The organism is Micromonospora sp. NPDC007271, assembly GCF_040634005.1.
Classification (GTDB): domain Bacteria; phylum Actinomycetota; class Actinomycetes; order Mycobacteriales; family Micromonosporaceae; genus Micromonospora.
Genome location: NZ_JBEYER010000017.1, coordinates 47,178 through 73,344, shown reverse-complemented (window position 1 = coordinate 73,344; position 26,167 = coordinate 47,178). Strand labels below are relative to the sequence as shown.

At 73.7% G+C, this 26,167-nt stretch carries 28 protein-coding genes and 1 pseudogene; 12 read left to right on the top strand and 17 right to left on the bottom strand.

What is annotated here, in order from left to right; genetic code table 11:
* Positions 1 to 11 precede the first annotated feature (11 nt).
* The 3 genes from ABZ570_RS09090 to ABZ570_RS09080 form a co-directional block, all read right to left on the bottom strand.
* Positions 12 to 1,190, bottom strand: coding sequence for an anhydro-N-acetylmuramic acid kinase (locus ABZ570_RS09090; protein WP_358059229.1), 1,179 nt, complete (start codon positions 1,188 to 1,190; stop codon positions 12 to 14).
* 45 nt (positions 1,191 to 1,235) lie between these two features.
* Positions 1,236 to 2,450, bottom strand: a complete 1,215-nt coding sequence (locus ABZ570_RS09085; protein ID WP_358059271.1) for a TRAM domain-containing protein — start codon at positions 2,448 to 2,450, stop codon at positions 1,236 to 1,238.
* 116 nt (positions 2,451 to 2,566) lie between these two features.
* A complete protein-coding gene (locus ABZ570_RS09080) occupies positions 2,567 to 4,636 on the bottom strand; it encodes an APC family permease (protein WP_358059226.1) in 2,070 nt (689 codons plus the stop codon).
* A gap of 158 nt (positions 4,637 to 4,794) precedes the next feature.
* Between ABZ570_RS09080 and ABZ570_RS09075 the strand changes: the two genes are divergently transcribed.
* Positions 4,795 to 5,460: a TrkA family potassium uptake protein gene (locus ABZ570_RS09075; protein WP_358059223.1), complete on the top strand. Its 666-nt coding sequence runs from the start codon at positions 4,795 to 4,797 to the stop codon at positions 5,458 to 5,460.
* Between the two features lie 3 nt (positions 5,461 to 5,463).
* Positions 5,464 to 6,156, top strand: coding sequence for a TrkA family potassium uptake protein (locus ABZ570_RS09070; protein ID WP_358059220.1), 693 nt, complete (start codon positions 5,464 to 5,466; stop codon positions 6,154 to 6,156).
* 40 nt (positions 6,157 to 6,196) lie between these two features.
* Here the strand turns inward: ABZ570_RS09070 and ABZ570_RS09065 are convergent, their stop codons facing one another.
* From ABZ570_RS09065 to dut, 4 genes are all read right to left on the bottom strand, one after another.
* Entirely contained in the window at positions 6,197 to 6,880 is a 684-nt protein-coding gene (locus ABZ570_RS09065) for a DUF3159 domain-containing protein (protein ID WP_358059217.1), read from the bottom strand.
* Positions 6,877 to 7,257, bottom strand: a complete 381-nt coding sequence (locus tag ABZ570_RS09060; RefSeq protein WP_358059214.1) for an OB-fold nucleic acid binding domain-containing protein — start codon at positions 7,255 to 7,257, stop codon at positions 6,877 to 6,879. Before ABZ570_RS09060 ends, ABZ570_RS09065 begins: the two co-directional genes overlap by 4 nt.
* A gap of 341 nt (positions 7,258 to 7,598) precedes the next feature.
* Positions 7,599 to 8,291, bottom strand: coding sequence for a DUF3710 domain-containing protein (locus ABZ570_RS09055; RefSeq protein ID WP_358059211.1), 693 nt, complete (start codon positions 8,289 to 8,291; stop codon positions 7,599 to 7,601).
* 25 nt (positions 8,292 to 8,316) lie between these two features.
* On the bottom strand, positions 8,317 to 8,814 hold the full coding sequence (gene dut / locus ABZ570_RS09050; protein WP_358059208.1) for a dUTP diphosphatase: 498 nt from the start codon (positions 8,812 to 8,814) through the stop codon (positions 8,317 to 8,319).
* A gap of 86 nt (positions 8,815 to 8,900) precedes the next feature.
* On the opposite strand from dut, the gene ABZ570_RS09045 reads away from it, so the two are divergent.
* The gene (locus ABZ570_RS09045) at positions 8,901 to 9,398 is read left to right on the top strand and encodes a DUF3093 domain-containing protein (protein WP_358059205.1); all 498 of its coding nucleotides are present in this window, start codon (positions 8,901 to 8,903) and stop codon (positions 9,396 to 9,398) included.
* 102 nt (positions 9,399 to 9,500) lie between these two features.
* On the opposite strand, the gene ABZ570_RS09040 is transcribed toward ABZ570_RS09045, so the two are convergent.
* Both ABZ570_RS09040 and ABZ570_RS09035 read right to left on the bottom strand, forming a co-directional pair.
* Entirely contained in the window at positions 9,501 to 10,229 is a 729-nt protein-coding gene (locus tag ABZ570_RS09040; RefSeq protein WP_358059268.1) for a hypothetical protein, read from the bottom strand.
* Between the two features lie 237 nt (positions 10,230 to 10,466).
* On the bottom strand, positions 10,467 to 10,763 hold the full coding sequence (locus tag ABZ570_RS09035; RefSeq protein WP_073835372.1) for a DUF4193 domain-containing protein: 297 nt from the start codon (positions 10,761 to 10,763) through the stop codon (positions 10,467 to 10,469).
* Positions 10,764 to 11,201: 438 nt separating this feature from the next.
* Here ABZ570_RS09035 and ABZ570_RS09030 point away from each other — a divergent pair, with 438 nt between their 5' ends.
* On the top strand, positions 11,202 to 11,717 hold the full coding sequence (locus tag ABZ570_RS09030) for a LytR C-terminal domain-containing protein (protein WP_358059265.1): 516 nt from the start codon (positions 11,202 to 11,204) through the stop codon (positions 11,715 to 11,717).
* 126 nt (positions 11,718 to 11,843) lie between these two features.
* Here ABZ570_RS09030 and ABZ570_RS09025 read toward each other — a convergent pair whose 3' ends face one another.
* On the bottom strand, positions 11,844 to 12,665 hold the full coding sequence (locus ABZ570_RS09025) for an inositol monophosphatase family protein (RefSeq protein ID WP_358059262.1): 822 nt from the start codon (positions 12,663 to 12,665) through the stop codon (positions 11,844 to 11,846).
* A gap of 281 nt (positions 12,666 to 12,946) precedes the next feature.
* Between ABZ570_RS09025 and ABZ570_RS09020 the strand changes: the two genes are divergently transcribed.
* Together ABZ570_RS09020 and ABZ570_RS09015 are read left to right on the top strand one after the other, a co-directional pair.
* The gene (locus ABZ570_RS09020; protein WP_358059202.1) at positions 12,947 to 14,557 is read left to right on the top strand and encodes an RNA polymerase sigma factor; all 1,611 of its coding nucleotides are present in this window, start codon (positions 12,947 to 12,949) and stop codon (positions 14,555 to 14,557) included.
* A 247-nt stretch (positions 14,558 to 14,804) separates the two neighbouring features.
* Positions 14,805 to 15,038, top strand: coding sequence for a hypothetical protein (locus ABZ570_RS09015; RefSeq protein ID WP_358059199.1), 234 nt, complete (start codon positions 14,805 to 14,807; stop codon positions 15,036 to 15,038).
* Positions 15,039 to 15,194: 156 nt separating this feature from the next.
* On the opposite strand, the gene ABZ570_RS09010 is transcribed toward ABZ570_RS09015, so the two are convergent.
* The 3 genes from ABZ570_RS09010 to ABZ570_RS09000 all read right to left on the bottom strand — a co-directional run bounded on the left by ABZ570_RS09010 (position 15,195) and on the right by ABZ570_RS09000 (position 18,040).
* A complete protein-coding gene (locus tag ABZ570_RS09010; protein WP_358059197.1) occupies positions 15,195 to 16,931 on the bottom strand; it encodes a DEAD/DEAH box helicase in 1,737 nt (578 codons plus the stop codon).
* A gap of 199 nt (positions 16,932 to 17,130) precedes the next feature.
* On the bottom strand, positions 17,131 to 17,781 hold the full coding sequence (locus ABZ570_RS09005; RefSeq protein WP_358059194.1) for a TRIC cation channel family protein: 651 nt from the start codon (positions 17,779 to 17,781) through the stop codon (positions 17,131 to 17,133).
* A gap of 40 nt (positions 17,782 to 17,821) precedes the next feature.
* A complete protein-coding gene (locus ABZ570_RS09000) occupies positions 17,822 to 18,040 on the bottom strand; it encodes a DUF3039 domain-containing protein (RefSeq protein WP_358059191.1) in 219 nt (72 codons plus the stop codon).
* 87 nt (positions 18,041 to 18,127) lie between these two features.
* On the opposite strand from ABZ570_RS09000, the gene ABZ570_RS08995 reads away from it, so the two are divergent.
* Positions 18,128 to 19,054, top strand: a complete 927-nt coding sequence (locus tag ABZ570_RS08995) for a pseudouridine-5'-phosphate glycosidase (protein ID WP_358059188.1) — start codon at positions 18,128 to 18,130, stop codon at positions 19,052 to 19,054.
* A 13-nt stretch (positions 19,055 to 19,067) separates the two neighbouring features.
* On the top strand, positions 19,068 to 19,967 hold the full coding sequence (locus ABZ570_RS08990) for a PfkB family carbohydrate kinase (protein WP_358059185.1): 900 nt from the start codon (positions 19,068 to 19,070) through the stop codon (positions 19,965 to 19,967).
* Between the two features lie 130 nt (positions 19,968 to 20,097).
* On the opposite strand, the gene ABZ570_RS08985 is transcribed toward ABZ570_RS08990, so the two are convergent.
* A complete protein-coding gene (locus tag ABZ570_RS08985) occupies positions 20,098 to 20,454 on the bottom strand; it encodes a DUF3099 domain-containing protein (RefSeq protein ID WP_358059182.1) in 357 nt (118 codons plus the stop codon).
* 103 nt (positions 20,455 to 20,557) lie between these two features.
* Here ABZ570_RS08985 and ABZ570_RS08980 point away from each other — a divergent pair, with 103 nt between their 5' ends.
* Both ABZ570_RS08980 and ABZ570_RS08975 read left to right on the top strand, forming a co-directional pair.
* Positions 20,558 to 20,869 (top strand): hypothetical protein, encoded by a 312-nt coding sequence (locus ABZ570_RS08980; RefSeq protein ID WP_231934773.1) that lies wholly within the window; start codon positions 20,558 to 20,560, stop codon positions 20,867 to 20,869.
* Complete coding sequence (locus ABZ570_RS08975; RefSeq protein ID WP_358059180.1) at positions 20,859 to 21,170, top strand: hypothetical protein; 312 nt, start codon at positions 20,859 to 20,861, stop codon at positions 21,168 to 21,170. Before ABZ570_RS08980 ends, ABZ570_RS08975 begins: the two co-directional genes overlap by 11 nt.
* Before the next feature lie 68 nt (positions 21,171 to 21,238).
* On the opposite strand, the pseudogene ABZ570_RS08970 reads toward ABZ570_RS08975, so the two are convergent.
* Together ABZ570_RS08970 and ABZ570_RS08965 are read right to left on the bottom strand one after the other, a co-directional pair.
* Positions 21,239 to 21,814: pseudogene (locus ABZ570_RS08970) on the bottom strand (HhH-GPD-type base excision DNA repair protein).
* Between the two features lie 130 nt (positions 21,815 to 21,944).
* A complete protein-coding gene (locus ABZ570_RS08965) occupies positions 21,945 to 23,165 on the bottom strand; it encodes a S8 family peptidase (RefSeq protein WP_358059178.1) in 1,221 nt (406 codons plus the stop codon).
* A 185-nt stretch (positions 23,166 to 23,350) separates the two neighbouring features.
* Here ABZ570_RS08965 and ABZ570_RS08960 point away from each other — a divergent pair, with 185 nt between their 5' ends.
* Positions 23,351 to 24,835 (top strand): methyltransferase, encoded by a 1,485-nt coding sequence (locus ABZ570_RS08960; RefSeq protein WP_358059176.1) that lies wholly within the window; start codon positions 23,351 to 23,353, stop codon positions 24,833 to 24,835.
* The gene (dtd, locus tag ABZ570_RS08955) at positions 24,835 to 25,257 is read left to right on the top strand and encodes a D-aminoacyl-tRNA deacylase (protein ID WP_358059174.1); all 423 of its coding nucleotides are present in this window, start codon (positions 24,835 to 24,837) and stop codon (positions 25,255 to 25,257) included. The genes ABZ570_RS08960 and dtd overlap by 1 nt, the downstream gene beginning before the upstream one ends.
* Before the next feature lie 38 nt (positions 25,258 to 25,295).
* Here dtd and ABZ570_RS08950 read toward each other — a convergent pair whose 3' ends face one another.
* Positions 25,296 to 26,084 (bottom strand): sporulation protein, encoded by a 789-nt coding sequence (locus ABZ570_RS08950; RefSeq protein ID WP_358059171.1) that lies wholly within the window; start codon positions 26,082 to 26,084, stop codon positions 25,296 to 25,298.
* Positions 26,085 to 26,167: the final 83 nt, after the last annotated feature.

Here is a 26,167-nt window from a genome sequence, read left to right as displayed (position 1 = left end):
CCGGGTGACGGTCACGCGGTGACGACCAGCCGGCGCGGCGGGGCCGGCGGCACGGCCGCGTACGCCGGGCCGGACGGGGTCCAGGAGCCGAGCACGGCGGCCCGGGACGCCCCGGTCACCGACGGGATCGCCCCGGGCAGGCCGTGCCAGGAGAGCCAGCCGAGCAGGGCGAACGCGTACGCCTCCTTGGCCTGCGCCGGCACCCCCAGCTCGTCGGTGGTCCGCAGCCGCCACCGCCCCTGCCCGAGCGCGGCCAGCCGGGCGTACAGGGTGGGATTGCGGACGCCCCCGCCCGCGGCGACCACCTCGGTCACCCCGAACCGGTCGCACTCGGCGGCGACCGTCCGGGCGGTCAGCTCGGTCAGCGTGGCGAGCACGTCGTCGGCGGCCACCGGCTCACCCAGGGCGGCCAGCTTCCCGTCCAGGTAGCCGCCGTGGAACAGCTCCTTGCCGGTCGACTTGGGCGGGGGCGCCGCGTAGTAGGGCTCGGCGAGCAGCAGCGCCAGCAGCCCCGGGTGCACCCGGCCGGCGGCCGCACGGGCCCCGTCGAGGTCGCAGGGGCGGTCGAGGAGGCGCCGGGCCGCCGCGTCGAGCAGCGCGTTGGCCGGGCCCACGTCGTACCCGAGGACGGGGGCGTCGGGGGCGACCACGGTGAGGTTGGCGATGCCACCGAGGTTGAGCGCCGCGCGCGGCGCCCCACCGCCTGGACCGGGCGCGGCCGGGTCGAGCAGCAGCGCGTCGAAGGCCGGCACCAGCGGCGCGCCCTGGCCGCCGGCCGCCACGTCCGCCGACCGCAGGTCGTGCAGCACCGGTACGCCCACCCGGGCGGCCACCCGGGCCGGCGCGCCGAGCTGGAGGGTGCCCCGGACCCGGCCCGCCTCGACCCAGTGGAAGACGGTCTGCCCGGGCGAGACGACGGCGTCGACCCGGCCACCGGCCAGCTCGACGCCGACCGCCGCCGCCTCGGCGAAGACCTCGCCGAGGCGGTTGTCCAGCCGGCAGACCGCCTCGATCGTGGTGGCCGCGGGCGGCAGCAGCGCCCCGATCTCGGCGCGCAGGTCGTCGGGGTAGTCCAGGCCACGGTGGCCGAGCGGGCGCAGCCGCAGGATCTCCCCGTCCCGGGTGAACTCGGCCGCCGCCACGTCCACCCCGTCGTACGACGTCCCCGACATCAACCCGACGATTCGCAAGGAAGGGCCCCCTGTTAACGCATTCGGTATAGGAAGGGTCCCCTGCTAACGCCCGGCGGGCAGCAGGAGGCCGACCAGTTCGACGTGCTGGGTCATCGGGAACAGGTCGAAACCGCGCAGCGCGGCCAGCCGCCAACCCAGCTCGGTGAAGGCGCGTACGTCCCGGGCGAAGGCGGCCGGGTCGCAGGCCACGTACGCCACCGCGCGCGGACCGGCGGCGGCGACGTGTCGCACCACCGGCACGCCGGCCCCGGACCGGGGCGGGTCGAGGACCACCAGGTCGACCGGGCCGGTGACCCGGCGGCGGGCCAGCGCGGTCTCCACCCGGGCGGCGACCACCTCCACCGCGGGCAGGTCGGCCAGGTTCTCCCGGGCCGCGGCCACGCCCTGCTCGGCGGACTCGACCAGGGTGATCCGGGCGTCGCCGACCCGGTCGGCGAGGGCGGCGGCGAAGAGGCCGGCACCGCCGTACAGGTCCCAGGCGGTCTCGCCGGGCCGCGGGTCGAGCAGGTCCAGGACCGCGCCGACCAGGGTGTCCGCCGCGGCGGGATGGACCTGCCAGAAGCTGGACGCGGGAAGCTGCCACTCCCGGCCGGCGGCCACCTCGCGGACCACGGTCGGGCCGCTGACCGGGGTGGGTGCCCCGGCGGCGAGGGCGGTGACGCTGACGTCCCCGCCGGTGGAGGCGACGGTCTCCACCGCGTCGGCGTCCGGCCAGCGGGCTCCGCTGGGCACCAGCACCGGCAGCTCCTGGATGGCCGGGTGGGCGATCAGGCAGCGGTCGACCGGCACCACCTCGTGCGAGCGGTGCTTGAGCAGCCCCGCCCGGCCGGCGGCGTCCACCGCGTAGCGGACCCGGGATCGCCAGCCCAGCGGCCCGCCGGGCAGCGCCGCCACCCGCAGGCCGAGCGCGTCGACCTGCCCGTCGGTGAGGCCCCCGAGCCGGGTGAGCTGCTCGCGTACCACCGCGGTCTTCCAGTCGAGCTGGGCGGCGGGGGTGACGTGCTGGAGGTCGCAACCGCCGCAGCGGCCCGGCTTCGCGTACGGGCAGGGCGGCTCGACCCGGTCCGGGGAGGCGGTCAGCACCTGCACCGCGTCGGCGCGGGCGAAGCCCCGGTGCAGTTCGGTCACCTCGGCCACCACGCGCTCCCCGGGCAGCGCGTGCCGGACGAAGACCACCTGGCCGCCCACCCGGGCCACGCAGTGCCCGCCCGGCGCGACGGCGTCCACGGTCAGCTCAACCCGCTCGGCTTCCTCCAGCCCGCGCCGCCCGCCGGTCTCCGCCGACCCGCGCCGCCCGCCGGTCTCGCCGGTCTCGCCGGCCCCCGGCTCACGGTCGGCTCGCTGGTCGCCCGCCCGGGTGGCGGGCCGGCCCGTCACGGGCGCTCCCCCGCGCCCGGGCCGCGCTCCGGCGACGGGGCGGAGACCACCGGCGGGACGGCGGGCGGCAGGGTGCTGCGCGGGGCCACCCGGGGCCCGCGCTTCGGGCCACGGGTGAGCGTGGCGTCCAGCCGGTCCAGGTTCTTGCTCGCGGTGGACGCGAGCTGCCAGGGCACGCTGGTCACCATCACGCCCGGCTCGAAGAGCAGTCGCCCCTTCAGCCGCAGCGCGCTCTGGTTGTGCAGCAGGTTCTCCCACCAGCGGCCCACCACGTACTCGGGGATGAAGACGGTGACCACGTCGCGGGGCGACTCACGGCGGACCGAGGCGACGAAGTTCAGGATCGGCCGGGTGATCTCCCGGTACGGGGAGTCGATCACGGTCAGCGGGACGGGCAGTTCACGCCGTTCCCAGTCCGCCTGCAGGTCCCGGGTGTCCTTCTCGTCGACGTTCACCGTCACCGCGGTCAGCGTGTCCGGCCGGGTGGCCCGGGCGTACGCGATGGCCCGCAGCGTCGGTTGGTGCAGCTTGCTGACCAGCACGATGGCGTGGTTGCGGGCGGGCAGCACACCCCGGGCCTCGGTCGGCTCCAGTTCGGCGGCGACCCGGTCGTAGTGCCGGCGGATGGCCAGCATCAGCAGGTAGATCACCGCCATCGCGGCGATCGCGATCCAGGCGCCGAGCAGGAACTTGGTGACCAGCACGATGATCAGGACGGTGCCGGTCAGCGCCATGCCGAAACCGTTGATCGCACGGGAGCGCACCATCCGACGGCGCGCCTCCGGGTCCCGCTCGTGGCGCAGGTGCCGGTTCCAGTGCCGGATCATGCCGGCCTGGGAGAGCGTGAACGAGACGAACACCCCGACGATGTAGAGCTGGATCAGCCGGGTCACCTCGGCCTGGAAGCCGATGATCAGCACCACCGCGAAGACGGCGAGGAAGACGATGCCGTTGGAGAACGCCAGCCGGTCGCCCCGGGTGTGCAGCTGGCGGGGCAGGTAGCGGTCCTGGGCCAGGATCGAGCCGAGCACCGGGAAGCCGTTGAACGCGGTGTTGGCGGCCAGGAACAGGATCAGCGCGGTCATCCCGGCGACGACGAAGAGCAGCACCGACCCGTGGCCGAAGACCGCCTCGCCGAGCTGGGTGGTGACGGTCTTCTGCACGTACCCGTCCGGCCCGGAGACGATCTGGCTCGCGGACTCGACGAACTGCAGGTGGGTCAGCCGGGCCAGCCAGATGATGCCGAACAGCATGCTCACCGCGATCAGCCCGAGCAGCAGCAGGGTGGTGGCCGCGTTGCGGCTCTTCGGCGCCTTGAACGCCGGCACCCCGTTGGAGATCGCCTCCACGCCGGTGAGCGCGGCGCTGCCCGAGGAGAAGGTCCGCAGCAGCAGGAAGACCAGCGCGAACCCGGTGACGCTGTGCTCCGCCTGGATCTCCAGGCCGGCGCTGGGCGCGCGCAGCTCGTCACCGAGAATGAAGATCCGGATCAGGCCGGTGAGCAGCATGGCGCCGATCACGATCACGAAGCCGTAGGTCGGGACGGCGAACGCCGTGCCGGACTCGCGCAGGCCGCGCAGGTTCATCGCGGTCAGCAGGGTCACCGCGAGGACCGCGATCAGCACCTTGTGTTCGGCCACGAACGGCAGGACGGAGCCTAGGTTGGCCACCCCGGAGGAGATCGACACCGCCACGGTGAGCACGTAGTCGACCAGCAGCGCGCTGGCCACCGCCAACCCGGCGCGCGGACCGAGGTTGACCGTCGCCACCTCGTAGTCGCCGCCGCCCGAGGGGTAGGCGTGCACGTTCTGCCGGTAGCTCGCCACCACGGTGAGCATCACCACGACCACCGCGAGCGCGATCCACGGCGAGAAGAGGTACGCCGACGCGCCCGCGATGGAGAGCGTCAGCAGGATCTCGTCCGGCGCGTACGCGACGCTGGACAGCGCGTCGGAGGCGAAGACCGGCAGCGCGATCCGCTTCGGCAAAAGCGTGTGCTGGAGACGGTCGGACCGGAACGGTCGACCGACGAGGAGTCGCTTCAGCAGCGAGGTGGGTCTGGCCACAACCGCCAAGGGTACGACCACCGGGCGCCGGCGGCACGGGTGGCTGATCACCGGTGCCCACGCCCGCGCGGTACGGTCGGTCCCCCGCCTGCGGCGGGGACGTGGCAGGCTCGCAGTCGACGGGCCCACCGGGGCGCACCGTGGGAGGAGCGGACACCGTGCATGTCGTGATCATGGGCTGCGGCCGGGTCGGGTCGACCCTCGCCCACAGCCTGGAGTCCCGGGGACACTCGGTGGCGGTGATCGACCAGGACGCGGACGCGTTCCGCCGTCTCGGGCCCGACTTCGCCGGGATCACCGTCACCGGGGCGGGCTTCGACGGCGAGGTGCTGCGCCAGGCCGGCATCGAGCGGGCGGACGCCTTCGCGGCCGTCTCCAGCGGCGACAACTCCAACATCATCTCGGCCCGGCTGGCGCGGGAGACCTTCGGCGTCTCCCGGGTGGCCGCCCGCATCTACGACCAGCGGCGCGCCCAGGTCTACGAGCGGCTCGGCATCCCCACCGTGGCCACCGTCCGGTGGACGGCCGACCGGATGCTGCGGCAGCTGGTGCCCGAGGGCAACGTCGAGATCTTCCGGGACGCGACCAGCACGGTGTCGATCATCGAGGTGCCGGTGCACAAGGACTGGATCGGCCGGCCGCTGCGCGAGCTCGAGGAGGCCGTCGGCACCCGGGTGGGGTACCTGACCCGGTTCGGGATCGGCACCCTGCCCACCGCCTCCACCGTGGTGCAGGAGGGCGACCAGGTCTTCATGCTGGTGACCGACGACATCGTCGGGTCGGTCACCTCGGTGGCGGCGGCGCCGCCGAAAGGAGGGCACTGAGCCATGCGGATCGCCATCGCCGGCGCCGGCAACGTGGGCCGGTCGATCGCCCAGGAGCTGATCGACAACGGGCACCAGGTGATGCTGATCGAGCGGCAGCCCAAGATGCTCCGCCCCGACCGGGTGCCCGCGGCCGAGTGGGTGCTCGCCGACGCGTGCGAGCTGGCCAGCCTGGAGGAGGCCAACGTCGCCGGCTGCGACGTGGTGGTGGCCGCCACCGGCGACGACAAGGTCAACCTGGTGGTGTCGCTGCTGGCCAAGACCGAGTTCGCGGTGCCCCGCGTGGTCGCCCGGGTCAACCGGGCGGAGAACGAGTGGCTCTTCACCGAGCAGTGGGGGGTCGACGTCGCGGTGAGCAAGCCGCGGGTGATGGCCGCCCTGGTCGAGGAGGCGGTCACGGTCGGCGACCTGGTCCGGCTGATGACGTTCCGGCAGGGCGAGGCGAACCTGGTCGAGATCACCCTGCCGCCCACCGCGCCGTACGTGGGGCAGCCGATCCACGCGGTGCCGATCCCCCGGGACGCGGCGCTGGTGGCGATCCTGCGCGGCAAGCGGGTGCTGGTGCCCAGCCCGGACGACCCGATCGAGGCCGGCGACGAGCTGATCTTCGTGTGCACGGCCGAGGTGGAGGACGAGGTCCGGGCGGTGATCCTCGGCCCGACCAGCGCCGAGCGCGGCAACCACGACCGGGGCTGAGTCCGGGTCCGGCCCGCCGGGCCCGGTGCCGCTTGGGGGCTCAGGCCCCCGGCAGCGGTCGCGGCGCGGTCTCCCGGGTCACCCGACGCACCGCCCAGACCGTGATCAGCAGCAGCAGCGCGTACGGCGGGTAGCCCAGCGCGAGCCGGGCCACGCCCAGCGCGGTGTCCTGGTGGGCCAGGTAGAGCCCGGCCTGCACGCCGACCTTGGCCAGCCAGACCACGCCCCAGAGCACGGTGAGCTGGGTGAAGGTGCGCACCAGCCGGGGATCGTCCCGCCACTCCGACCGGCCCTTGGCGACCAGCACCGACCAGATCCAGCCCACCAGCGGCTGCCGCACCGCGGCCGACAGGAGCAGCACCAGGCCGTAGCCGATGCCGTAGAGGATGCCGGGGAGGTAGAAGTCCCGCTCGTTGCCGGTACGCCAGGCGATGGCGGCGCCGACGGCGACGCCGAACAGGCCGTTGACGGCGTGCCGGACCGGCCGGCGCTGGGCCAGCCGCAGCCCGGCGATCAGCAGGGCCACGGCCACCGAGGCGATCACCGCCGGGCGCAGCTCGCCCACCACGTTGGCGATCACGAAGACCACCACCGGGATGCTCGACTCGACCAGGCCCCGCCAGCCGCCGAGCTGGTCGGCCATCTGCTCGGCGAGGCTGGGCAGCCGCTCCTCGTCCTCCGGCCCGAGCCCCGGTTCGGCGGTCGGGTGCTGTCCGGTCGTCACTTCGGCGTCTCCAGCTCGTAGTACGGGTTGTAGATCACCTTGCGGTCGTCGCGGACCGCCACCCGGCCGCGGGCGGTGAGGTGCCGGCCCGGCTCGATGCCGGCGATGTGCCGCCGGCCCAGCCAGACCAGGGTGACCACGTCACTGCCGTCGTAGAGGTCCGCCTCGAGCGTGGGCAGGTTGGTCCGGGGCGTGTAGACCACCGTACGCAGCCGCCCGGCGACCGAGACGACCTGGCCCCGGGTGCACTGCCGGGCCGGCATGCCGCCGGACTCGGCGCTCTCCCGGCGCAGCTCCTGCGCCTCGATCTCGGCCTCGCTCGCGGTGAGCCGATGCAGGAGCCGCCGCAGCGACACCCGACCCTCGTCGGTCGTCATGACCTCCGCGTCACCCTCTCCACGCTGACCGGCCCGCGCCGGCACTGGCCCGGCCCCGCGATGCCGGAACCGTCCCGCCAGCGTACGCCGAACCGGCCCGCCGACGGAGCCGGCGGGGGCGGGGCAGCTCGCACGCGGAACCGGCGTGGGGCAGGACAGCTCGCACGCGGAGCCGCGGTGGGGCAGGACAGCTCGGCCGCGGGCCCGCGTGGGCGGGACAGCTCGCCGCGGTGGCGGCGTGGGCGGGACAGCTCACCCGCGTACCGCGGCCTGCCCGGACGCACGACGGGCCCGGCGCCGTCGGACGGTGGCCGACGGGACCGGGCCCGGCACGGTACGACTCAGGCCTCGCGCTGCCCCGGCGCCGGCTGCTGCCCGGCGGCCTGCTGCTCGGCGGCCTGCTGCTCGGCGGCCTGCTGCTCGGCCACCTCGCGGGGCAGCCGCAACGGCAGCGGCTCGCGGACCGGCTTGGCCTCCTGGCCCCGGTCGACCACCAGGCCGTTGAGGCAGAGCGCCAGCGGGCCGGCCGCGGCCGGGTCGCTGGCGGCGTGGCCCTGGTAGACCCCGCGCACCATCCAGCGCGGCCCGTCGATGCCGACGAAGCGCAGGTCGGTCAGGCCGTCCGGGGTGCGGACCCGGGCGCGCAGCTCGGTGCCGTACTCCCCCTCGGCCTCCTGGGCGGCGGCGCCGTCGTTGAACAGCGACTGCCGGATCTCCTCGCGCACCTCGTCCCAGATGCCCTCGGAGCGGGGCGCCGCGAAGACGCCGAGCTGCAGGGCGTTCTCGCCGTGCACCAGCACGACCTGCTGGATCACGCCCTGCGGGTCGGCCTGCACCCGCACCTCGACCTCGGGCACCGCCGGGATCTGCAGGCTGCCCAGGTCGAGCCGGGGCTCGTCGGGCGCCTCGGAGATGTCGTACGGGCCGCGGGCCGACGGGGTCGGCTCGCCGGTCTCCTCGGACTCGAGAACCTCGGTGGTCCGCTCGGCACCCGCGTGCCGCGCCTCGCCGGCCCGCTTTCGAGAGAACATCACTGCGCCCACCCTCCGCTGTTCACACTCACCGTGCCACCTCTTCCGTCTGCCCACTCGCCGGAGCCGGGACGAGCCCGGCGTGGCCGCCGGTCGAGCCGTGCCCGCCGGTGCCGCGCCGGGACGCGGGCAGCTCCGCCACCGGCTGGAACCCGGCCCGCGCGACCCGTTGGACGACGAGCTGGGCGATCCGATCGCCCCGGCTGATCTTCGCCGGCGTCTCCCGATCATGATTGATCAGGTTGACCAGAATCTCACCCCGGTAGCCGGCGTCGACCGTACCGGGCGCGTTGAGCACCGTCACGCCGAGCCTGGCCGCCAGCCCCGATCGGGGGTGCACCAGCCCGACGTACCCCTCGGGCAGCGCGACGGCCACGCCGGTCGGTACCAGGGCCCGCCCGCCGGGCGGCAGCTCCACGTCCGCGGCGGCCACCAGGTCCGCGCCGGCGTCGCCGGGATGGGCGTACGCCGGCAGCGGCAGCTCCGGGTCGAGTTGCCGTACGGGCACGGGTACGACGTCTGTCACGGTCTTCCTCTTCCGTCCGGTCCTTGCGGGGGTGACCCTGCCATCCTGCCGGTTGCCCGGCCCGGCGTGCGCCGTACCCTCGGACTGTGAGCCTGTCGTCGTCCTCACCCGCCCCGACTGCGTCGGTGGCCACGTCGGCGTACGCGGAGCGGCTGCGGCTGCCCTGGTGGGCCTGGCCGGTGGGGATCGCCCTCGCCGGGCTGCTCGCCGTCGAACTCTGGATGGGCGCGCCGGGGTTGCGCTCCTGGCTGCCGTTCGCGGTCCTGATCCCGGCGGCGGTGGCCGCGCTGGCGTGGCTGAGCCGGGTCCGGATCGCGGTCACCGACGGGGAGCTGCGGGTGGACGACGCGCGCCTCCCGGTGCGCTACGTCGCCGAGGTGGTCCCGCTGGACGCCGTCGGTCGGCGCGAGGTGCTCGGCGTCGGGTCCGACCCGCTCGCGTTCGTGGTGCAGCGGCCGTGGATCGGCGGCGCGGTGCAGGTGATCCTGGACGACCCGGCGGATCCGACCCCGTTCTGGGTGGTGAGCACGCGGCACCCGGTGGAGCTGGCCGCGGCCATCCTCGCCGCCCGCGACGCCGCCTGAGCCAGGACCGCCGGCTGAGCCAGGGGCCGGTGCGGCTGAGCCAGGGCCGCCGCCTGAGCCGGCGTTGATTCGGCCGAGCAGGGCCGCGGCGGCTGAGTCAGGTCAGTGCGGGGCCGGGGGCAGCTGGCGGGCCTGCCGGCGCAGGTCCTTGCGGACCTGGTCGGCGAGGGTCCGGGTGGCCCGGCGGTTGAGGAAGCCGGCGACGGCGGCCCCGGTCAGGAACGGCCCGAGGGTGGTCAGGTTGCGGCCGAAGCGGCGCAGCAGCCGGTCCCGCAACTCCCGGCGGGCGGCGGTGCCGAGCACCGCGCTCACCCCGACCCCCGGCATCATCGGGTTGACCCCTCGCTGGCTGGCCCAGGACTGCACGAGGGCCACCGCGCGCTCCGTGCCGCTGGTGGGCAGCGGCATCCGGTGCACCTCGTACAGCTCGCCGATCAGCTTGAGCTCGATCGCGACCACCGCGATCGTCTCGGCGGCCAGCAACACGGGCGCGGAGAGCAGCGTCGGCGCCACCGTCCACTCGACCGCGGCGATCCCGCCGCCGGCCGCGCCGACCCCGGCGGTGGCCCGGGCGGCGTTGCGGACCAGCCGCTCGGCCAGTGCGTCGTCGCTCAGGCCGGGAAAGTGCCGGCGGAGGGTGGCCAGGTCGCGGACCGGTACGTGCGGGGCGACCTCCGCGATCGTCTCCGTCATCCAGCGGAGCGCGGCCTTCGGCTTGAACAGGTCGCTGAGGCCACGGGCCCGGGCCTGGCCGGCCACCCGGGCGAGCAGCTGCCGGCGCCGGGCGGGGACGATGTCGTCGGCGGTGAGCGCGGCGACGGTCGCGCCCAGCTGGTCCGCGTCACCGGCACCGGTGGCCGCGGCGGATCGCCCGGTGTCAGCGCCGTCGGTGGGCCCCTCGGCGCCCGGCCCGGCGCCCTCCTCGCTGCGCTCGCTCACCCGTCCGCCCTCCCGTTCGCCCGGCGGCAGCCGCCGGTACGAGTCAAGCAGCTCCTCGCGATACCCGCACGGTGACTCGAACAGCGGCGGCCCCGTCGTGGAGGCCGCCGCCGGTGACACGCGCCGGGGTCAGGCGCACTCGCGGCAGATCAGCTCGCCGTTGCGCTCGACCGCCAGCTGGCTGCGGTGGTGGACCAGGAAGCAGCGGGCGCACCGGAACTCGTCCTGCTGCATCGGTAGCACCTTGACCGTGAGCTCCTCGTCGGCCAGGTCGGCGCCGGGCAGCTCGAAGCTCTCGGCCACCTCGGCCTCGTCGACGTCCACAGCACCCGACTGTGAGTCGACCCGCCGGGCCTTGAGCTCTTCCAGGCTGTCCTCGCCGAGGTCGACCTCGTCGCGACGCGGGGCGTCGTAGTCGGTGGCCATCGGTTTCACTCTCCCATATCGATATGATCGCCTCCGGTTGTAACGCCGGAGGACGTGCTTCGGTTCCCCTGGCCGGCCACCATTTGTGTCGGTCACCCGACCCGACGACCGGTGGGCCGGGTCCCGCCAGAGAGGAACTCCCCAGCGAGCGCGGAACCTTACCCCCCCCCTTTCGGCGAGGCATGTATACCGCCCTCGTGGCAGAGATGTACGCCCCTGCGCCCGAAGTTGTTCCCAATGTGACTCAGGCGACACGAAGATAGGGGTAGTAGTACCCGTTCCCCGGTTGGCGCGCCGGCATGTCGGACTGTTTCCACGCGACGGCCGGACACCCGTTAACCTCAGCGGCGTACTCGACGGCCGGCCGGGCGGCCCGACCGCCAGCGGCCGCCGCCACCCAACCACTGTGCGGGGAGCGCCCAGATGAGTTTTGCGCGAGTGCGGGCACTCGTTGTCGTCGGTCTGCTGGCGGTCGTCGCCCTGGTCTTCGTCGTCGTGGCGGTGGTACGCGACACCCAGAGCAAGGCGGGCACCGGCAAGGACTGCCCCGCGGGCTGGCCACTGGCCGACGTCACGCTGCGCGACCGGAAGGACGTGAAGATCAACGTCCTCAACGGCAGCGACCAGCCCGGCGTGGCCGGCAATGTCGCCGACGAGTTCCGTAACCGCAAGTTCCAGGTCAAGAAGGTGGGCAACGCCCCCAAGGCCGTGGACGACGTCGCAGTGCTGCGCTACGGGCCCAAGGGCGTCGGCTCCGCGCACCTGCTGCGGGCCTATTTCCTCGACAACGCCGATCCGCAGTTCGACATCAAGCGCACGGACGACACGGTCGATGTGATCCTCGGCAACGGATTCCAACAACTGGCCACGACCACCGAGGTCAACCAGTCCCTCGGCGACCTCGGCTCGCCGGTCGCCCCGGCCGGCACCTGCCCGGCCCCGGTCGACCAGTAACCGTCCCGCACCGATTCCGCCGATCGGCGCAGACAGGCTCCAAACAATTTCCGCCGAAAGGGCGGCCGCCCACGCCGGCAGGCCACTCTTTCGGCGAAATTGTCGCCTGCCGGCGGCGGACGGTGGTCAGGGTCCGCCGGAGGCGTCCAGGGCAGCGAGCCGGGTGTGCAGCGGCTCGAAGAGCGCCGGCGGTGCGGCGATCACCAGGTCCGGGCCGGGGGGCCGCCCCGACAGGCCGGTCACCAACAGCCCGGCCTCGCGCGCGACGAGCCCGCCGGCGGCCAGGTCCCAGGCGGCCAGCCCCTTCTCGTAGTAGGCGTCCAGCCGCCCCTCGGCGGCCAGGCAGAGGTCCAGCGCCGCGGCGCCCATCCGGCGGATGTCCCGGACGTACGGGATCAGCTCGGCGACCACCCGGGCCTGGTGCGCCCGGCGGCCGGCGTCGTAGCCGAACCCGGTGGCGATCAGCGCCTGCCCCAGGTCGGTCTCGGTGGAGCAGCGCAGCCGCTGCCCGTCCCGCCAGGCGCCGCCGCCCGCGGTGGCCGTCCACTCCTCGCCGGTCGCCACGTTGCGTACCACCCCGGCCACCACCTCGCCGGCCACCTCGGCGGCCAGGGAGACCGCGCAGTACGGCAGGCCGTAGAGGTAGTTGACCGTGCCGTCGATCGGGTCGACGATCCAGCGCACCCCGCCGTCGACGGCCGGGCCGGCCTCCCCCGCGCCGTACTCCTCACCCAGCACCGCGTCGCCCGGCCGGAGCGTCCGCAGGGCGTCCAGCACCTGGCGCTCGACGGCCCGGTCCGCGGCGGTGACCACGTCGGTGACCGTGCTCTTGGTCGCGGCCACGGAGACCCCCTGGGCCCGCATCCGGTGCGCGGTGTCGGCCGCGTCCCGGGCCACCGTGACGGCGATCTCCAGCAGGTCCCGGGGCGTGGGCCCGGAGCGGATCATGTTGTCCCCTTCCCGCACGATCGGGCTGTCCGGATCGCCCGCGGGTATCATCCTTACAAAGTCCACATCTGCGCCGAATCGGTGGTCCGTCCGCAGGTCCGCCGTGCGGCGCCGAATGATCGCCGCAGACGGCGTTACAATTCACCCTGCCCACGCGCCACGGACCACCACTGACCGGCCGGTCCGGGACACGAGGGCCCTCAACGACATCGCCCGGCACGGCGTACCGTGCTGCGCCGGACGAACCGGCCGTGCTCGCTCTTCGCCTCCGGAAGGTCTTCGTGACAGAACCCCGCCACACCGGCGCCGACGTTCGCTCGCTCACCGACACCCTGATCGCCCACGCGCAGAGCGCCGGCGGCCAGCTCACGTCGGCCCAGCTCGCGCGCACCGTCGAGTCCGCTGAGGTGACCCCGGCCCAGGCCAAGAAGATCCTGCGTGCGCTCTCGGAGGCAGGAGTGACGGTGGTCGTGGACGGCTCCGCCACCACCCGCCGCCGGGTGGCCGCCGCCCGGTCCGCCACCCCCGCCTCCCGGGCCACCACCGCCAAGACCACCAAGAAGGCCGCCCCGCCCGCCCCGAAGCAGGCGCCGGCCGCCGAGGAGGCTCCGGCCCCCGCGCCGCGGAAGGCGACCGCCCGCAAGGCCGCCGGCACCACTGCCGAGGTGGCCGCCAAGGCCGCCGCCCCGGCGAAGCCGACCAAGGCCACCCGGGCCACCAAGGCGACGGTGGCCGCGAAGACCGCCGGGACCAAGGGGACCAAGGCGGCGGGGAAGGGCGAGGGCCCCGAGGGCGAGATCGACCCGGAGGAGCTGGCCGCCGAGATCGAGGACGTGGTGGTCGACGAGCCGGCCGAGCTGACCCAGGCCGCCGAGGCCGACGCGGCCAACTCCGCCAGCGACAACGACTTCGAGTGGGACGACGAGGAGTCCGAGGCGCTCAAGCAGGCGCGTCGCGACGCCGAGCTGACCGCCTCCGCCGACTCCGTCCGGGCCTACCTCAAGCAGATCGGCAAGGTGCCGCTGCTCAACGCGGAGCAGGAGGTCGAGCTCGCCAAGCGGATCGAGGCCGGCCTCTACGCCGCCGAGCGGCTGCGCGCCGCCGAGGAGGGCGAGGAGAAGCTCACCCGGGACATGCAGCGCGACCTGCTCTGGATCTCGCGGGACGGCGAGCGGGCCAAGAACCACCTGCTGGAGGCGAACCTGCGGCTGGTCGTCTCGCTGGCCAAGCGCTACACCGGTCGCGGCATGGCCTTCCTCGACCTGATCCAGGAGGGCAACCTCGGCCTGATCCGCGCGGTCGAGAAGTTCGACTACACCAAGGGCTACAAGTTCTCCACCTACGCCACCTGGTGGATCCGCCAGGCCATCACCCGCGCCATGGCCGACCAGGCCCGCACCATCCGCATCCCGGTGCACATGGTCGAGGTGATCAACAAGCTCGGCCGGATCCAGCGCGAGCTGCTCCAGGACCTGGGCCGCGAGCCCACCCCGGAGGAGCTGGCCAAGGAGATGGACATCACACCGGAGAAGGTGCTGGAGATCCAGCAGTACGCCCGGGAGCCCATCTCGCTCGACCAGACCATCGGTGACGAGGGAGACAGCCAGCTCGGCGACTTCATCGAGGACTCGGAGGCCGTGGTCGCGGTCGACGCGGTCTCGTTCTCGCTGCTCCAGGACCAGCTCCAGCAGGTTCTGCAGACGCTCTCCGAGCGCGAGGCGGGTGTGGTACGCCTCCGCTTCGGCCTCACCGACGGCCAGCCCCGTACTCTGGACGAGATCGGCCAGGTGTACGGCGTGACCCGGGAGCGCATCCGGCAGATCGAATCCAAGACCATGTCCAAGTTGCGGCATCCCTCGCGTTCGCAGGTGCTCCGCGACTACCTGGACTGACCGTGCACGTCAACCAGTCGTGTCGGTTTGATCACCAGCCGTAGAACACTCTTTGGTGATCGGTCGGTTGCCTGTTTGTGATCGTTGACGTGGCACCCTTGGTGCACGGCACACTGTCTTCCGCGCCAGGTGTGACCTCGGTCCCCCGCGGGCACACAGGGAAGGCAGGGCCCGAGATGGGTGTTGCACGATAGGTGAGCAACGACCGAAGAGAGTGTTCATCGGTGACGACCAGAGGAGGAAGGCGATGACCCCGACCCTCACGCCGCCGCCCGAGACGGTGAGCCCCCCGGCCGCCGATGAACGGTGCGACCGCTGCAATGCTGCCGGCAAGCTCCGGATCACTCTGGCGGGTGGGAGCGAGCTGGTGTTCTGTGGGCACCACGCGAACAAGTACGCGGAGGATCTCGTCAAGATCACCGTACGGTTCGCGGCGGACCCCGAGTTCACCTGGCGCGGCGCCGACATGATGGCGAACTGAATCCGCAACAGCACAACCACGACATAGCCGGCCGGAGGCACCGAAAGGTGCCTCCGGCCGGCCTTTCGCATACCCCCACTCACCCACCCCGCCCGGGTTAGAAGGGCACCCTTCTCTACCGCAGGCGTTAAGAAGGGGCCCTTCCTTACCGACAGGTCAGAGGGTCTGGACGGTGGCGATGCGCTCTTCGAGCTGCTCGATCGTGGCCTGGGCGCTCGGGGGGCCACCGCAGATCCGGCGGAGCTCGGCATGGATCTTGCCGTGCGGCTGTCCGGTGCGGTGGTGTCGCGCGGCCACCAGCGCGTTGAGCTGGCGCCGGAGCGCCACCCGGCGCTGGGCGGCACTCATCGGTGGCGGCGGCGCCTCAACGGCCGGCTCGGCGGTCGGCTCGGCGGCCCGCTGGGCCGTCTTGCGCCGCTGCGCGGCGAGCTGCTCGGCCTGCCGCTTGCTGAGCAGCATCGCGACCTGGTCGGCGGTGAGCAGCCCGGGGAGGCCGAGGTATTCCTCCTCCTCGGGGGTGCCGGCCTGCGCGGCGGTGCCGAACGACGCGCCGTCGAAGATCACCTGGTCCAGTTCGGCGGTCGCGGAGAGCGCGGCGAACCGCTTCTCCAGCTCGCCGCTGGCCTGGTCGTCGCGCTGGGCGCGCTCCAGCAGGTCGTCGTCGAAGCCGTCGGAGTCCTTCGGCTTGCCGAGCACGTGGTCCCGCTCGGCCTCCATCTCGCTGGCCAGCCCGAGCAGGTGCGGCACGCTGGGCAGGAAGACGGAGGCGGTCTCCCCGGGCCGGCGGGCCCGGACGAACCGGCCGATGGCCTGCGCGAAGTAGAGCGGGGTGCTGGCGCTGGTCGCGTAGACGCCGACGGCCAGCCGGGGGATGTCGACGCCCTCGGAGACCATCCGCACCGCGACCAGCCAGCGCTGCTCGGACGCCGCGAACGTCGCGATCCGCGCCGAGGCGCCCTGGTCGTCGGAGAGCACGACCGCCGCCTTCTCGCCGGTCACCTGCTCGAGCAGCTTGGCGTACGAGCGGGCGACCTGCTGGTCGCTGGCGATCACCAGACCACCGGCGTCCGGCATGCCCGCGTTGCGCAGCACCGTCAGCCGGGCGTCGGCGGCCCGCAGCACCTGGGGCATCCAGTCGCCGGCCGGGTCCAGGGCCGTCCGCCACGCCTGCGCGACGAGGTCCTGGGTCATCGGTTCGCCCAGCCGGGCGGCCAACTCCTCCCCGGCGTTGGTCCGCCACCGGGTCTCGCCGGAGTACGCCAGGAAGAGCACCGGCCGGACGACGCCGTCGCGCAACGCGTCGGAGTAGCCGTAGACGGAGTCGGCGCGGGAGCGGAGCAGGCCGTCCCCGCCCCGCTCGTAGCTGACGAACGGGATCGGGTTGTCGTCGGAGCGGAACGGCGTACCGGTGAGCATCAGCCGGCGTACCGCGGGCTCGAAGGCCGCCTTGACGCCGTCGCCCCAGGTCCGGGCGTCGCCGGCGTGGTGGATCTCGTCGAGGATGACCAGCGTGCGCCGGGTCATGGTGCGTCGGCGGTGCACCTGCGGCGCCATGCCGACCTGGGCGTACGTGACCACGGCCCCGTGGAAGTCGGCGGAGGAGTGCAGGTCGGCGTTGCGGAAGGCGGCGTCGAGCTGGATGCCGACCCGGGCGGCGGACTGCGCCCACTGGGTCTTCAGGTGCTCGGTCGGGGCGACCACGGTGACGGCCTCGACGGTGCCGTCGTTCAGCAGCTCGGCGGCGATCCGCAGGGCGAAGGTGGTCTTGCCGGCGCCGGGTGTGGCGACCGCGGTGAAGTCCTCGCTACGGCGGCGCAGGTAGTCCACCATCGCCTTGCGTTGCCAGGCCCGCAGGGGCGGGAAGGTGTCGAGCGCCGGCAACCGCGGTGCCACCCGTAGCTCCTCTCCGCTTTCGTACGGCGGGCCCGGCCGAGGGCCACGGGTACCGCCGCCCATGAAAACGCCCTCGCGCATCCGGTGCCGCGAAGGCCGACTCAGCATAACCAGCGGGGCTGCTTCTCCCCACTCGACGCCACGCTGGTCACATCCCCCGGTCCCACCGACGCCCGCCCGGGGCACCCGGCGTCGACGGTCAGCCCCGGGGGTCGCGGGTGCCGGTGCGGGGTGGGCGTAGGACGGCGACCGGGGCGGACCAGCGTCGGCGCAGCGAGACCAGCCGCAGCGCGAAGACGAAGGCGGCGGCACCAACCAACGGCAGCGTGCCGGCCCGCCCGTACGCCGACAGCAGGGCCACCAGGACCGACCCGGCGAGCGCGGCGAGGGCGTAGATCTCCCGGCGCAGCACCACCGGAATCTCCCCGGTGAGCAGGTCCCGGCCCAGGCCGCCGCCGATCGCGGTGAGCATGCCGATCATGCAGGCCCCGACCGGCGGGACGTGGGCCTCGAGGGCCTTGAGCGTGCCGGTGACGGTGAACAGGGCGAGACCGGCCGCGTCGAGCACCAGCACGGTGGTACGCAGCCGGGCGAGCTGCGGGTGCAGCCAGAAGACCGCGGCGGCGGTCGCCGCCGCGGTGACCGCGTACCGCCAGTCGGCGAAGGCCAGGGGTGGGACCTCGTCGATGGCCAGGTCCCGGAAGATCCCGCCGCCGAGCGCGGCGACCACGCCGACGAAGACCACGCCGAAGAGGTCGAGCCGTTTGGCCACCGCCGCGGAGGCGCCCGAGGCGGCGAAGACCGCGACACCGGTGAGGTCGGCGACGAGCAGGGCGGTGGAGGTGGTCACCGGCGAAGGTTACGTGGGCGGGCGGCCGGGCCGCCCACCGTCACTGGTCCCAGGAGTCGTAGATCTCCTTGCACTTCGGGCAGACCGGCGACCCCGGCTTGGCCGCCTTGGTCACCGGGAAGGTCTCCCCGCACAACGCGACGACGTACGTGCCCATGACCGCGCTCTCGGCGATCTTCTCCTTGCGGACGTAGTGGAACATCTCCGGGCCGGTGTCGGCGTCCTTCACCTCGGGACGCTCAAGAACCTGTGTGCTCATGTCTGCACCTCCAACTTTTCAGTTTCGCAGGTCCGCCGCGGCCGGTCCACCGTAGGCCGGTCCGGAGGCGGCCCGTACCGTAACGAAGTGACCAACTTTCACATCAGTTTCGGCAGCGAGGTGGCCGACGCCCTGCGCGACGGCCGTCCCGTCGTCGCCCTGGAGAGCACCATCGTCTCGCACGGTCTTCCCCGGCCGGACAATCTGCTGGTCGCCCGGCGGATCGAGCAGGCCGTCCGGGACGCGGGGGCGGTTCCGGCCACCATCGGAATGGTCGCCGGCGAGCTGATCGTGGGCCTGGACGACGCGCAGCTGACCCGGCTCGCCACGGTCGACGGCGTGAGCAAGCTCTCCGTACGCGACCTGGCCGTCGCCGCGGCGACCGGCGCGGACGGCGCCACCACGGTGGCCGCGACCAGCGCGGTGGCCGCGGCGGCCGGGATCGGGGTCTTCGCCACCGGCGGCCTCGGCGGGGTGCACCGGGAGGCGGCGCAGACCTTCGACGAGTCCGCCGACCTGGTCACCCTGGCCCGGACGCCGATCGCGGTGGTCTGCGCCGGGGTGAAGTCGATCCTCGACGTGGGCGCCACCCTGGAGCGGCTGGAGACGTTGGGCGTGAGCGTGGTCGGCTACCGCACCCGCCGCTTCCCCGGCTTCTACCTGACCGACGCCGGCTTCGACCTGGACTGGTCGGTGGAGTCGCCGGAGCAGGTCGCCGACGTGCTCGTGGCACGGGAGCGGCAGGGCGTGCACCACGGCGGGCTGGTGGTGGCGAACCCGCTGCCGGTCGACGAGCAGCTCGATCCGGCGCTGCACGACCGTACCCTCGCCGAGGGGCTGGCCATGCTGGCCCGCGAGGGGGTGACCGGGAAGGCGGTCACCCCGTTCCTGCTGGCCCACTTCCACTCGGCCACCGAGGGCGCCAGCCTGGCGGTCAACGTCCGGATCATCCTGCGCAACGCCGACCTGGCGGCGCGGATCGCGGTCGCCACGGCGGCCCGGCGCAGCGCATGAGGGAGGTGCCGGCATGAGCGGCGCGCGGCGCATCGTGGTCGTCGGCGACGTGATCACCGACGTGGTCGCGGTGCTCTCCGGTCCGTTGGCGACCGGCTCGGACACCGCGGCCGGGATCCAGTTCAGCGGGGGCGGCCAGGCGGCCAACACGGCGGCCTGGCTCGCCGCGCAGGGAGCGGACGTCACGCTGGCCGCCGCGGTCGGCGACGACGAGGCGGGCCGCGACCGGGTCGCCGAGCTGGAACGGGTCGGGGTGGCCTGCGCGGTGGAACGCCACGAGGGCTACCCGACCGGGACGGTCATCGTCCTCACCCACGCCGGGGAGCGCACCATGATCAGCCAGCGTGGGGCCAACCTGCGGCTGACCGCCGGGCACGTCGACGGGGCCCTGGCGGCGGCGCCTGACGCCGGGCACGTGCACCTGTCCGCGTACACCCTGCTGGACGCCGGGTCGCGCGGCGCGGGACTCCGCGCGCTGGCCGCGGCCCGCGAGCGCGGGTTGACCACCAGCGTCGACGCGGCCTCCGCGGCGCCGCTGCGGCGGGTCGGCGCCACGGCCTTCCTGGCCTGGGTACGCGACATCGACCTGCTGCTGGTCAACACGGACGAGGCGACGGTGCTGGCCGGTGGGCTGGACCCGGCGGCGCAGGGGCGGGCGCTGACCGCGGTGGCCCGGCGGGTGGTGGTCAAGCGGGGCGCGGCCGGCGCGGTCTGGGTGGACCGGACCGGGGTGGTCGAGGCGGCGCCGGCCCGCGGGGTGCCCGTGGTGGACGTCACCGGCGCCGGTGACGCCTTCGCCGCCGGCCTGCTCACCGCCTGGCTGGCCGGCGCGGACCCCCGCGCAGCCCTCTCCCGCGCCGGCGACCTCGGCGCCCTAGCAGTCTCGTCAACAGGCGCCCGCCCCACCCCCTAACCCCACGCCCCCGGCCCCGCCCCCCGCCCCGCCCCGCGATCTTGCACTTACGGTCCCATTCGCGTCCGGTTCGGGCGTTCTGCCCGGGCACAAAGTGCAAGATCGCGGCGGGGAGGGGTGGGGACGGGGGTCAGGGTTCGGCGTCGATGACTTTGTGGGGGGACTCCTCGGCGGGGAGGGCGGTGGGGGGTGTGTCGGTGCGGTGGTGGTGCAGCTTGTTGGCGAGGCGGTGCTGTTCCTTGGGCGGGCGGTCGTTGGCCAGCAGCACCGCCAGCCACGGGATGAGCACCATTCCGACGCCACACAGCGGGAGCCAGAGCCAGAGCAGAGGTGCCTTCGCGCCGACCAGGATCGCACCGACCACCAGGCAGGCGACCCGGATGCCCATCATCAGCACGTAGCGCTTCTGCCGGCTGTTGAGCTGGTCGTCCTGGCTGCGCGAGGCGTCGGTGATCAGGATGGGCTGGTACGCCTGACGCTTCACCACGGACCTCCTCGAGGGGGTTACGCCTCATCCTGTCACTCTCGACGGTTGATCGGCGAAAATTGTGACAAGGCGGCACGTGTTACGTCCGTGGTACGCTCCGCCGGTGGGCAACCGGTTCAGCTTCACCGACGAGGCGTTGGCCAACCTGCGGGTCTACGACGTCACGCCCGGGGAAGTCTGGGAGGCCCTGCACAGCACGCGACGGGTCATCCGGCACCTCGGCGACGACGTCATGGTGGTCTACGCCACCGACCACCGGGGGCGGCGCCTCGCCGTGCTGCTGGCCGAGGCTGACGGGACCGACAACGACTGGGACATCCTCTCCGCCCGCGAACTGAGCGACGTCGAGGCCAAACGCTACGACGAGGCGGTGCGGAGATCACGCCGACGAGGAGGCGGTCACGATGCACCGTAACGAGGCGACCAAGCGGTTCCACGACGGCGGCGACGCGCTCGCCGACCTGATCGACGAGAGCCAGGCGGCGGAGCTGCCCGCCCCCGACACCGACGTGCCGATGGTCAGCCGCTCGGTACGCCTGCCGCTGGAGACGTACGAACGGGTCCGGGCCGCCGCCGAGGCACGCGGCATCGGGGTGACCACGCTGATGCGGCAGTGGATCGAGGCCGGGCTGGCCGACCTGGACGACTCAGCGACGGTTTCCCTGGCCGACGTGCGCCGGGCACTGGCCGCGCTGTCCCGCCCCACCGCCGCCTGAGCGCACGCCGACGTCGCCGGCTGAGCGCGGGCGGTCGCGACGGCACCCGCGGCCCGCGCGGGCGGCGGTCAGCCCTTCGCGGCCTTCGCCTCCGCCTTCATCCGCTGCTTGTACTCCCGCACCCGGCGCAGTGACTCGGGGTCGGTCACGTCGGCCACCGAGCGGTACGCGTCGGCGTCGCCGTAGCCACCCGCGGCCTCCCGCCACCCGTCCGGGGCGACGCCGAACCGCTTGCCGAGCAGGGCGACGAAGATCTGCGCCTTCTGCCTGCCGAAGCCGGGCAGTTCACCGACCCGGCGCAGCAGCTCGCCGCCGTCCGTGACGTCGGACCAGAGCCGGGCCGGGTCGCCGTCGTACCGGTCGACGATGACCTGGCACACCTCCTAGACCCGGGCCGCCATGGCCTTCGGGAAGCGATGCAGGGCCGGTGGCTGGGCGAAGAGCTCGACCAGGGCCTCCGGGGCGTACCCGGCCAGCTCCCGGGCGTCCGGCTCGTGGCCGAGCCGCTGGGTCAGGACGTACGGCGAGGAGAAGGCCTTCTCCATCGGCACCTGCTGATCGAGCACCATGCCGAGCAGCAGCGCCAGCGGGTCGCGTGCCAGCAGCTCGTTGGCCTCGGGGGCGATGGGCAGGGAGAGCGTCATGTCCCCATCCTGCCGGTCGGGCCGCCGCCCGCCACGCCGACTCCCCGCGGGACACGACCCGGCGATGCGACGCGGCGACACGACACGGCCCGGTGGACGGGGTCCACCGGGCCGCGTGCGGGGCGGATCGTCAGTTGACGACGAAGAGCAGCCGGTTCGGCGAGCCGGTGCCCGGGTTGGTCACCTTGCTGGTGGTGGCGTTGGTGGTGAGGTAGCTGGCCACCTGCGACGGGGTGTACGACGGGAAGGTGCCGAGCACGAGCGCCGCCGCGCCGGCCACGTGCGGCGTGGCCATCGAGGTGCCGCTGATCGTGTTGGTGGCGGTGTCGCCGGTGCTCCAGTCCGAGGTGATCGACGAGCCCGGCGCGAAGATGTCCAGGCAGGAGCCGTAGTTGGAGTACGAGGCGCGGGCGTCGGTGCTGGTGGTGGCGCCGACGGTGATGGCGGAGGCGACCCGGGCCGGCGAGTAGTTGCAGGCGTTGGCGCTGGAGTTGCCGGCCGCGATGGCGTACGTGACGCCGGAGCTGATCGAGTTGGCGACCGCGCTGTCGAGGCTGCTGCTGACGCCGCCGCCGAGGCTCATGTTGGCCACGGCCGGCTTGACCGCGTTCGCGGTGACCCAGTTGACGCCGGAGATGACCCCGGTGGTGCTGCCGCTGCCGGAGCAGTTGAGCACCTTGACCGCGATCAGGCGTACGCCCTTGGCCACGCCGTACGTGTTGCCGCCGACCGTGCCGGCGACGTGGGTGCCGTGGCCGTTGCAGTCGGTGTTGTTGGTGTCCACGGTGTTCGTGCCCCAGCTCGCCCGGCCACCGAAGTCGCTGTGCGTGATCCGGATACCGGTGTCGATGATGTACGCGCGCACGTTGCTGGCCGTGTTCGGGTAGGTGTAGCTACCGTTCAGCGGCAGGTTGCGCTGGTCGATCCGGTCCAGCCCCCACGTCGCGCCGGTCTGGGTGGCCTGGGTGGTCACCACCCGGTCCTGCTCGACGTACGCGACGGCCGGGTCGGCGGCGAGCCGGCGGGCCTGGCCCTCGCTCATCTTCGCGCTGTAGCCGGTCAGCGCGGCGCTCCAGACCGTGCCAACGGTGCCGCCGTAGCGCTTGGCCAGGCCGGCGGCGCGGTCCGGGACCGCGGTACGGGCGGCGAGGCTATTGGCGGCCCCCACGGCGTCGCCCTTGAGCACCACCAGGTAGCTGCCGCTGATGGCGTCCGGCGAGGAGGCGTAGCGGATGTCGCCGGTGGGGGCGGCGAGGGCGGGCGTCGAGGCGGCGGCGGTGAGGGCCGCGGCGGTTGCGGCGAGGGCGAGCGCACGCAGCGCACGCCGCCGGGGCACGGACACGTCGGTCATCGTCTGGCTCCCTAACCGGGCACGCCGGGGCTCGTGGCCACCGGGGTACCCATCGGCGGATGTTGGGGGAGATGGTAGCCAGACATTGAAATCAATGAAAGGGATCACCGCGAATGTATGGAGGTTGCGGTATGGAAGTCGTGGGTGGCGGCCGATCGCCGGCCCGGGAGAGGCAGGATGGCGACGTGGACCGTCAAGACATGCTGCTCTCCCCCGCCGGCGTCGAGGCGCTGCGGACCGCGCTGACCCGGGCGCGCTTCACCGCCAACGGCATCGCCGACCGGCTCGGTTCGCAGGCCACCGGCGGGGTGGCCCGCAACGACTTCCGGGCCGCGCTGCGCGCCACCGAGGACCGCGACCCGCTCGCCACGCTGATCCGGGTCTTCATCTGTGACCAGACCGAGCCCGAGGCCGCGGTGGCCGCCGCGCTCGCCCCGCTGACGATCGAGGAGGCCCTCGCCGGCGGGATCGTCGAACGGTACGCCGACGGCCTGCGCGCCGGCGTCGACCTCGAACCGTACGGCGACGAGTGGTGGGTGCTCGCCGACGTGCCGGCCAGCGCCCGACCCGGCAAGCCGCTGCACGCCGAGCACGTGCTCGGCATCGGCGGGGCCACCCAGACGCTGATCGGCGCCACCGTCCGCCGCCCGGTGGAGACCGCGCTGGACCTGGGCACCGGCTCCGGTGTCCAGGCCCTGCACCTGTCCACCCACGCCCGGCGGGTGACCGCGACCGACGTCTCTGAGCGGGCGCTGCGCTTCGCCGCCACCACCGCCGCGCTCAACGGCCAGGACTGGGAGCTGCTCCGCGGCGACCTGGTGGCGCCGGTCGCCGGTCGCCGCTTCGACCTGGTGGTCAGCAACCCGCCGTTCGTGGTCGGCCCCGGCACCACCACGCACGTCTACCGGGACTCGGGGCGGGTCGGCGACGCGATCGGCGCCGAGCTGGCCGCCGCCGCCCCGCACCTGCTTACCGAGGGCGGCACGATGCAGTACCTGGCCAACTGGGTGCACGTCTCCGGCGAGGAGTGGGACGAGCGGGTGGCGGGGTGGTTCGCCGGCACCGGGCTGGACGCCTGGGTGATCCAGCGGGAGGTGGCCGACCCGATGGCGTACGTCAACCTGTGGCTGACCGACGTCGGCGAGGCGGCCGACCCGCAGCGGATGGCGGCCTGGCTGGACTGGTTCGACGCGCACAAGGTGGAGGCGATCGGGTTCGGCATCGTCTCGCTGCGCCGCTCCCGCCACGACCAGCCGATCGTGCGGGTCGAGGACCTGCGCCAGCGGGTGGAACCGCCGATGGGCGACCGGATCGCCGAGTGGTTCGACCGGCAGGACTGGCTCCGGTCCCGGGACACCGACGGGCTGCTCGCCGCGCGTTACCGGGCCGCCGAAGGGCTCCAGCTGCGGCAGGAGGCCACCATGGGCGACGAGGGCTGGGCGGTGGACCGGCAGGTCCTCGCCATGCCGCACGGGCTGCGCTGGACCGAGGAGATCGACCCGCTGGTGCTCGCCCTGGTCGGCGGCGCGGACGGCCGGCTGCCCCTGCGCGACCAGCTCGCCCTGCTCGCCGCCGCGCACGACGTCACCCCGGACGAGCTGGCCGAGGCGGCCGGCCCGATCGTGGCGCACCTGGTCGAGCGGGGCATCGTCGAGCCGGTGGCGGACTGATGCGGGCGGTCGTGCAGACGGTCAGCCGGGCCAGCGTGACCGTCGGTGACGAGGTGGTGGGCGAGATCGACAATGGCCTGCTGGTGCTGCTCGGGGTGACCCACGCCGACACCCCGCAGGTGGCGGCCACCATGGCCCGCAAGATCCACGAGCTGCGCATCCTGGACGACGAGAAGAGCGCCGCCGACACCGGCGCGCCGATCCTGTTGGTCAGCCAGTTCACCCTCTATGGCGACGCCCGCAAGGGCCGGCGGCCGAGCTGGACCGGGGCGGCCCCCGCCGAGCAGGCCGAGCCGCTGGTCACCGCGGTCGTCGAGGCGCTCCGGGAGCGCGGCGCGCGGGTCGAGACCGGCCGCTTCCGCACCCACATGCTGGTCGAGAGCGTCAACGTGGGCCCCCGCACCGTCCTCCTGGACCTCTGATCCGGATCCCCGCCTCATGATCAACGCGAGAGAGGGGGTCAGGAGAAGGGGCCGCGACGGGCGAGGGACCGGCGGAGCCAGGCGTCGAGCTGGGCACCCCAGTCGGTACGGTCGACCGCCGCGTGGTCGACGGTGAAGCGGCCGAACCCGTCGCCGCCCTCGGTGAGCAGGCCGCCCCGCTTGTCGAGTTCCAGCACCACCTCCGTCCGGTGCGGGTCGGTCACGAACGTGACCTCCAGCTGGTTGACCGCCCGGGCGTACCGGGGCGCCGGCAGGAACTCGAGCTCCTGGTGGAACGGCAGCGTCTGGTGCACGCCGTAGAGGTGCCCGCGCTCGACGGCCGCCCCGACGAACCGGAAGCCCAGTTGCCGCAGCGCCTCCAGCAGCCGTTCCTGCGCGGGCAGCGGGTGCACCGCCACCGGATCCAGGTCACCCTGGTCGACGGCCCGGGCCACCTCCAGCTCGGCGCGCAGCCCCATCGTCAGGCCGGGCAGGTGCTGGCCGTACAGGTCGGTCAGCGGGGTCTCCCAGGGCACCTCGAACCGGAACGGCACCTCGTACCGCTGCCCCGGTGCCAGCCCGAACGCGCCCGTCACCTGCCGCCGGCCGAACTCCTGCGTGGTGTCGTACCCGGAGTCGCCGCTCTCCACGCCGACCCGGGTGACCAGGCCGAGTGCCAGGTGGCTCACCTCCACCGGATGGTCCCCACCGACCACCTGGACGCGACCCTCCAGCGGGCCACCGGGGCGGCAGTCGGGGCTGGCGAGCACCGTCCGCACCGACGGACCGCCCACCCCCATCGCCTGCCTGAGCCGCTTGAAGATCACCACGTCCTCCGATCGCCCCCGCTGCCGGGCCCCGCTGTCCGGCCGCTGGCACGGTAACCGGGTACGGCGGTCGGCACCCGATG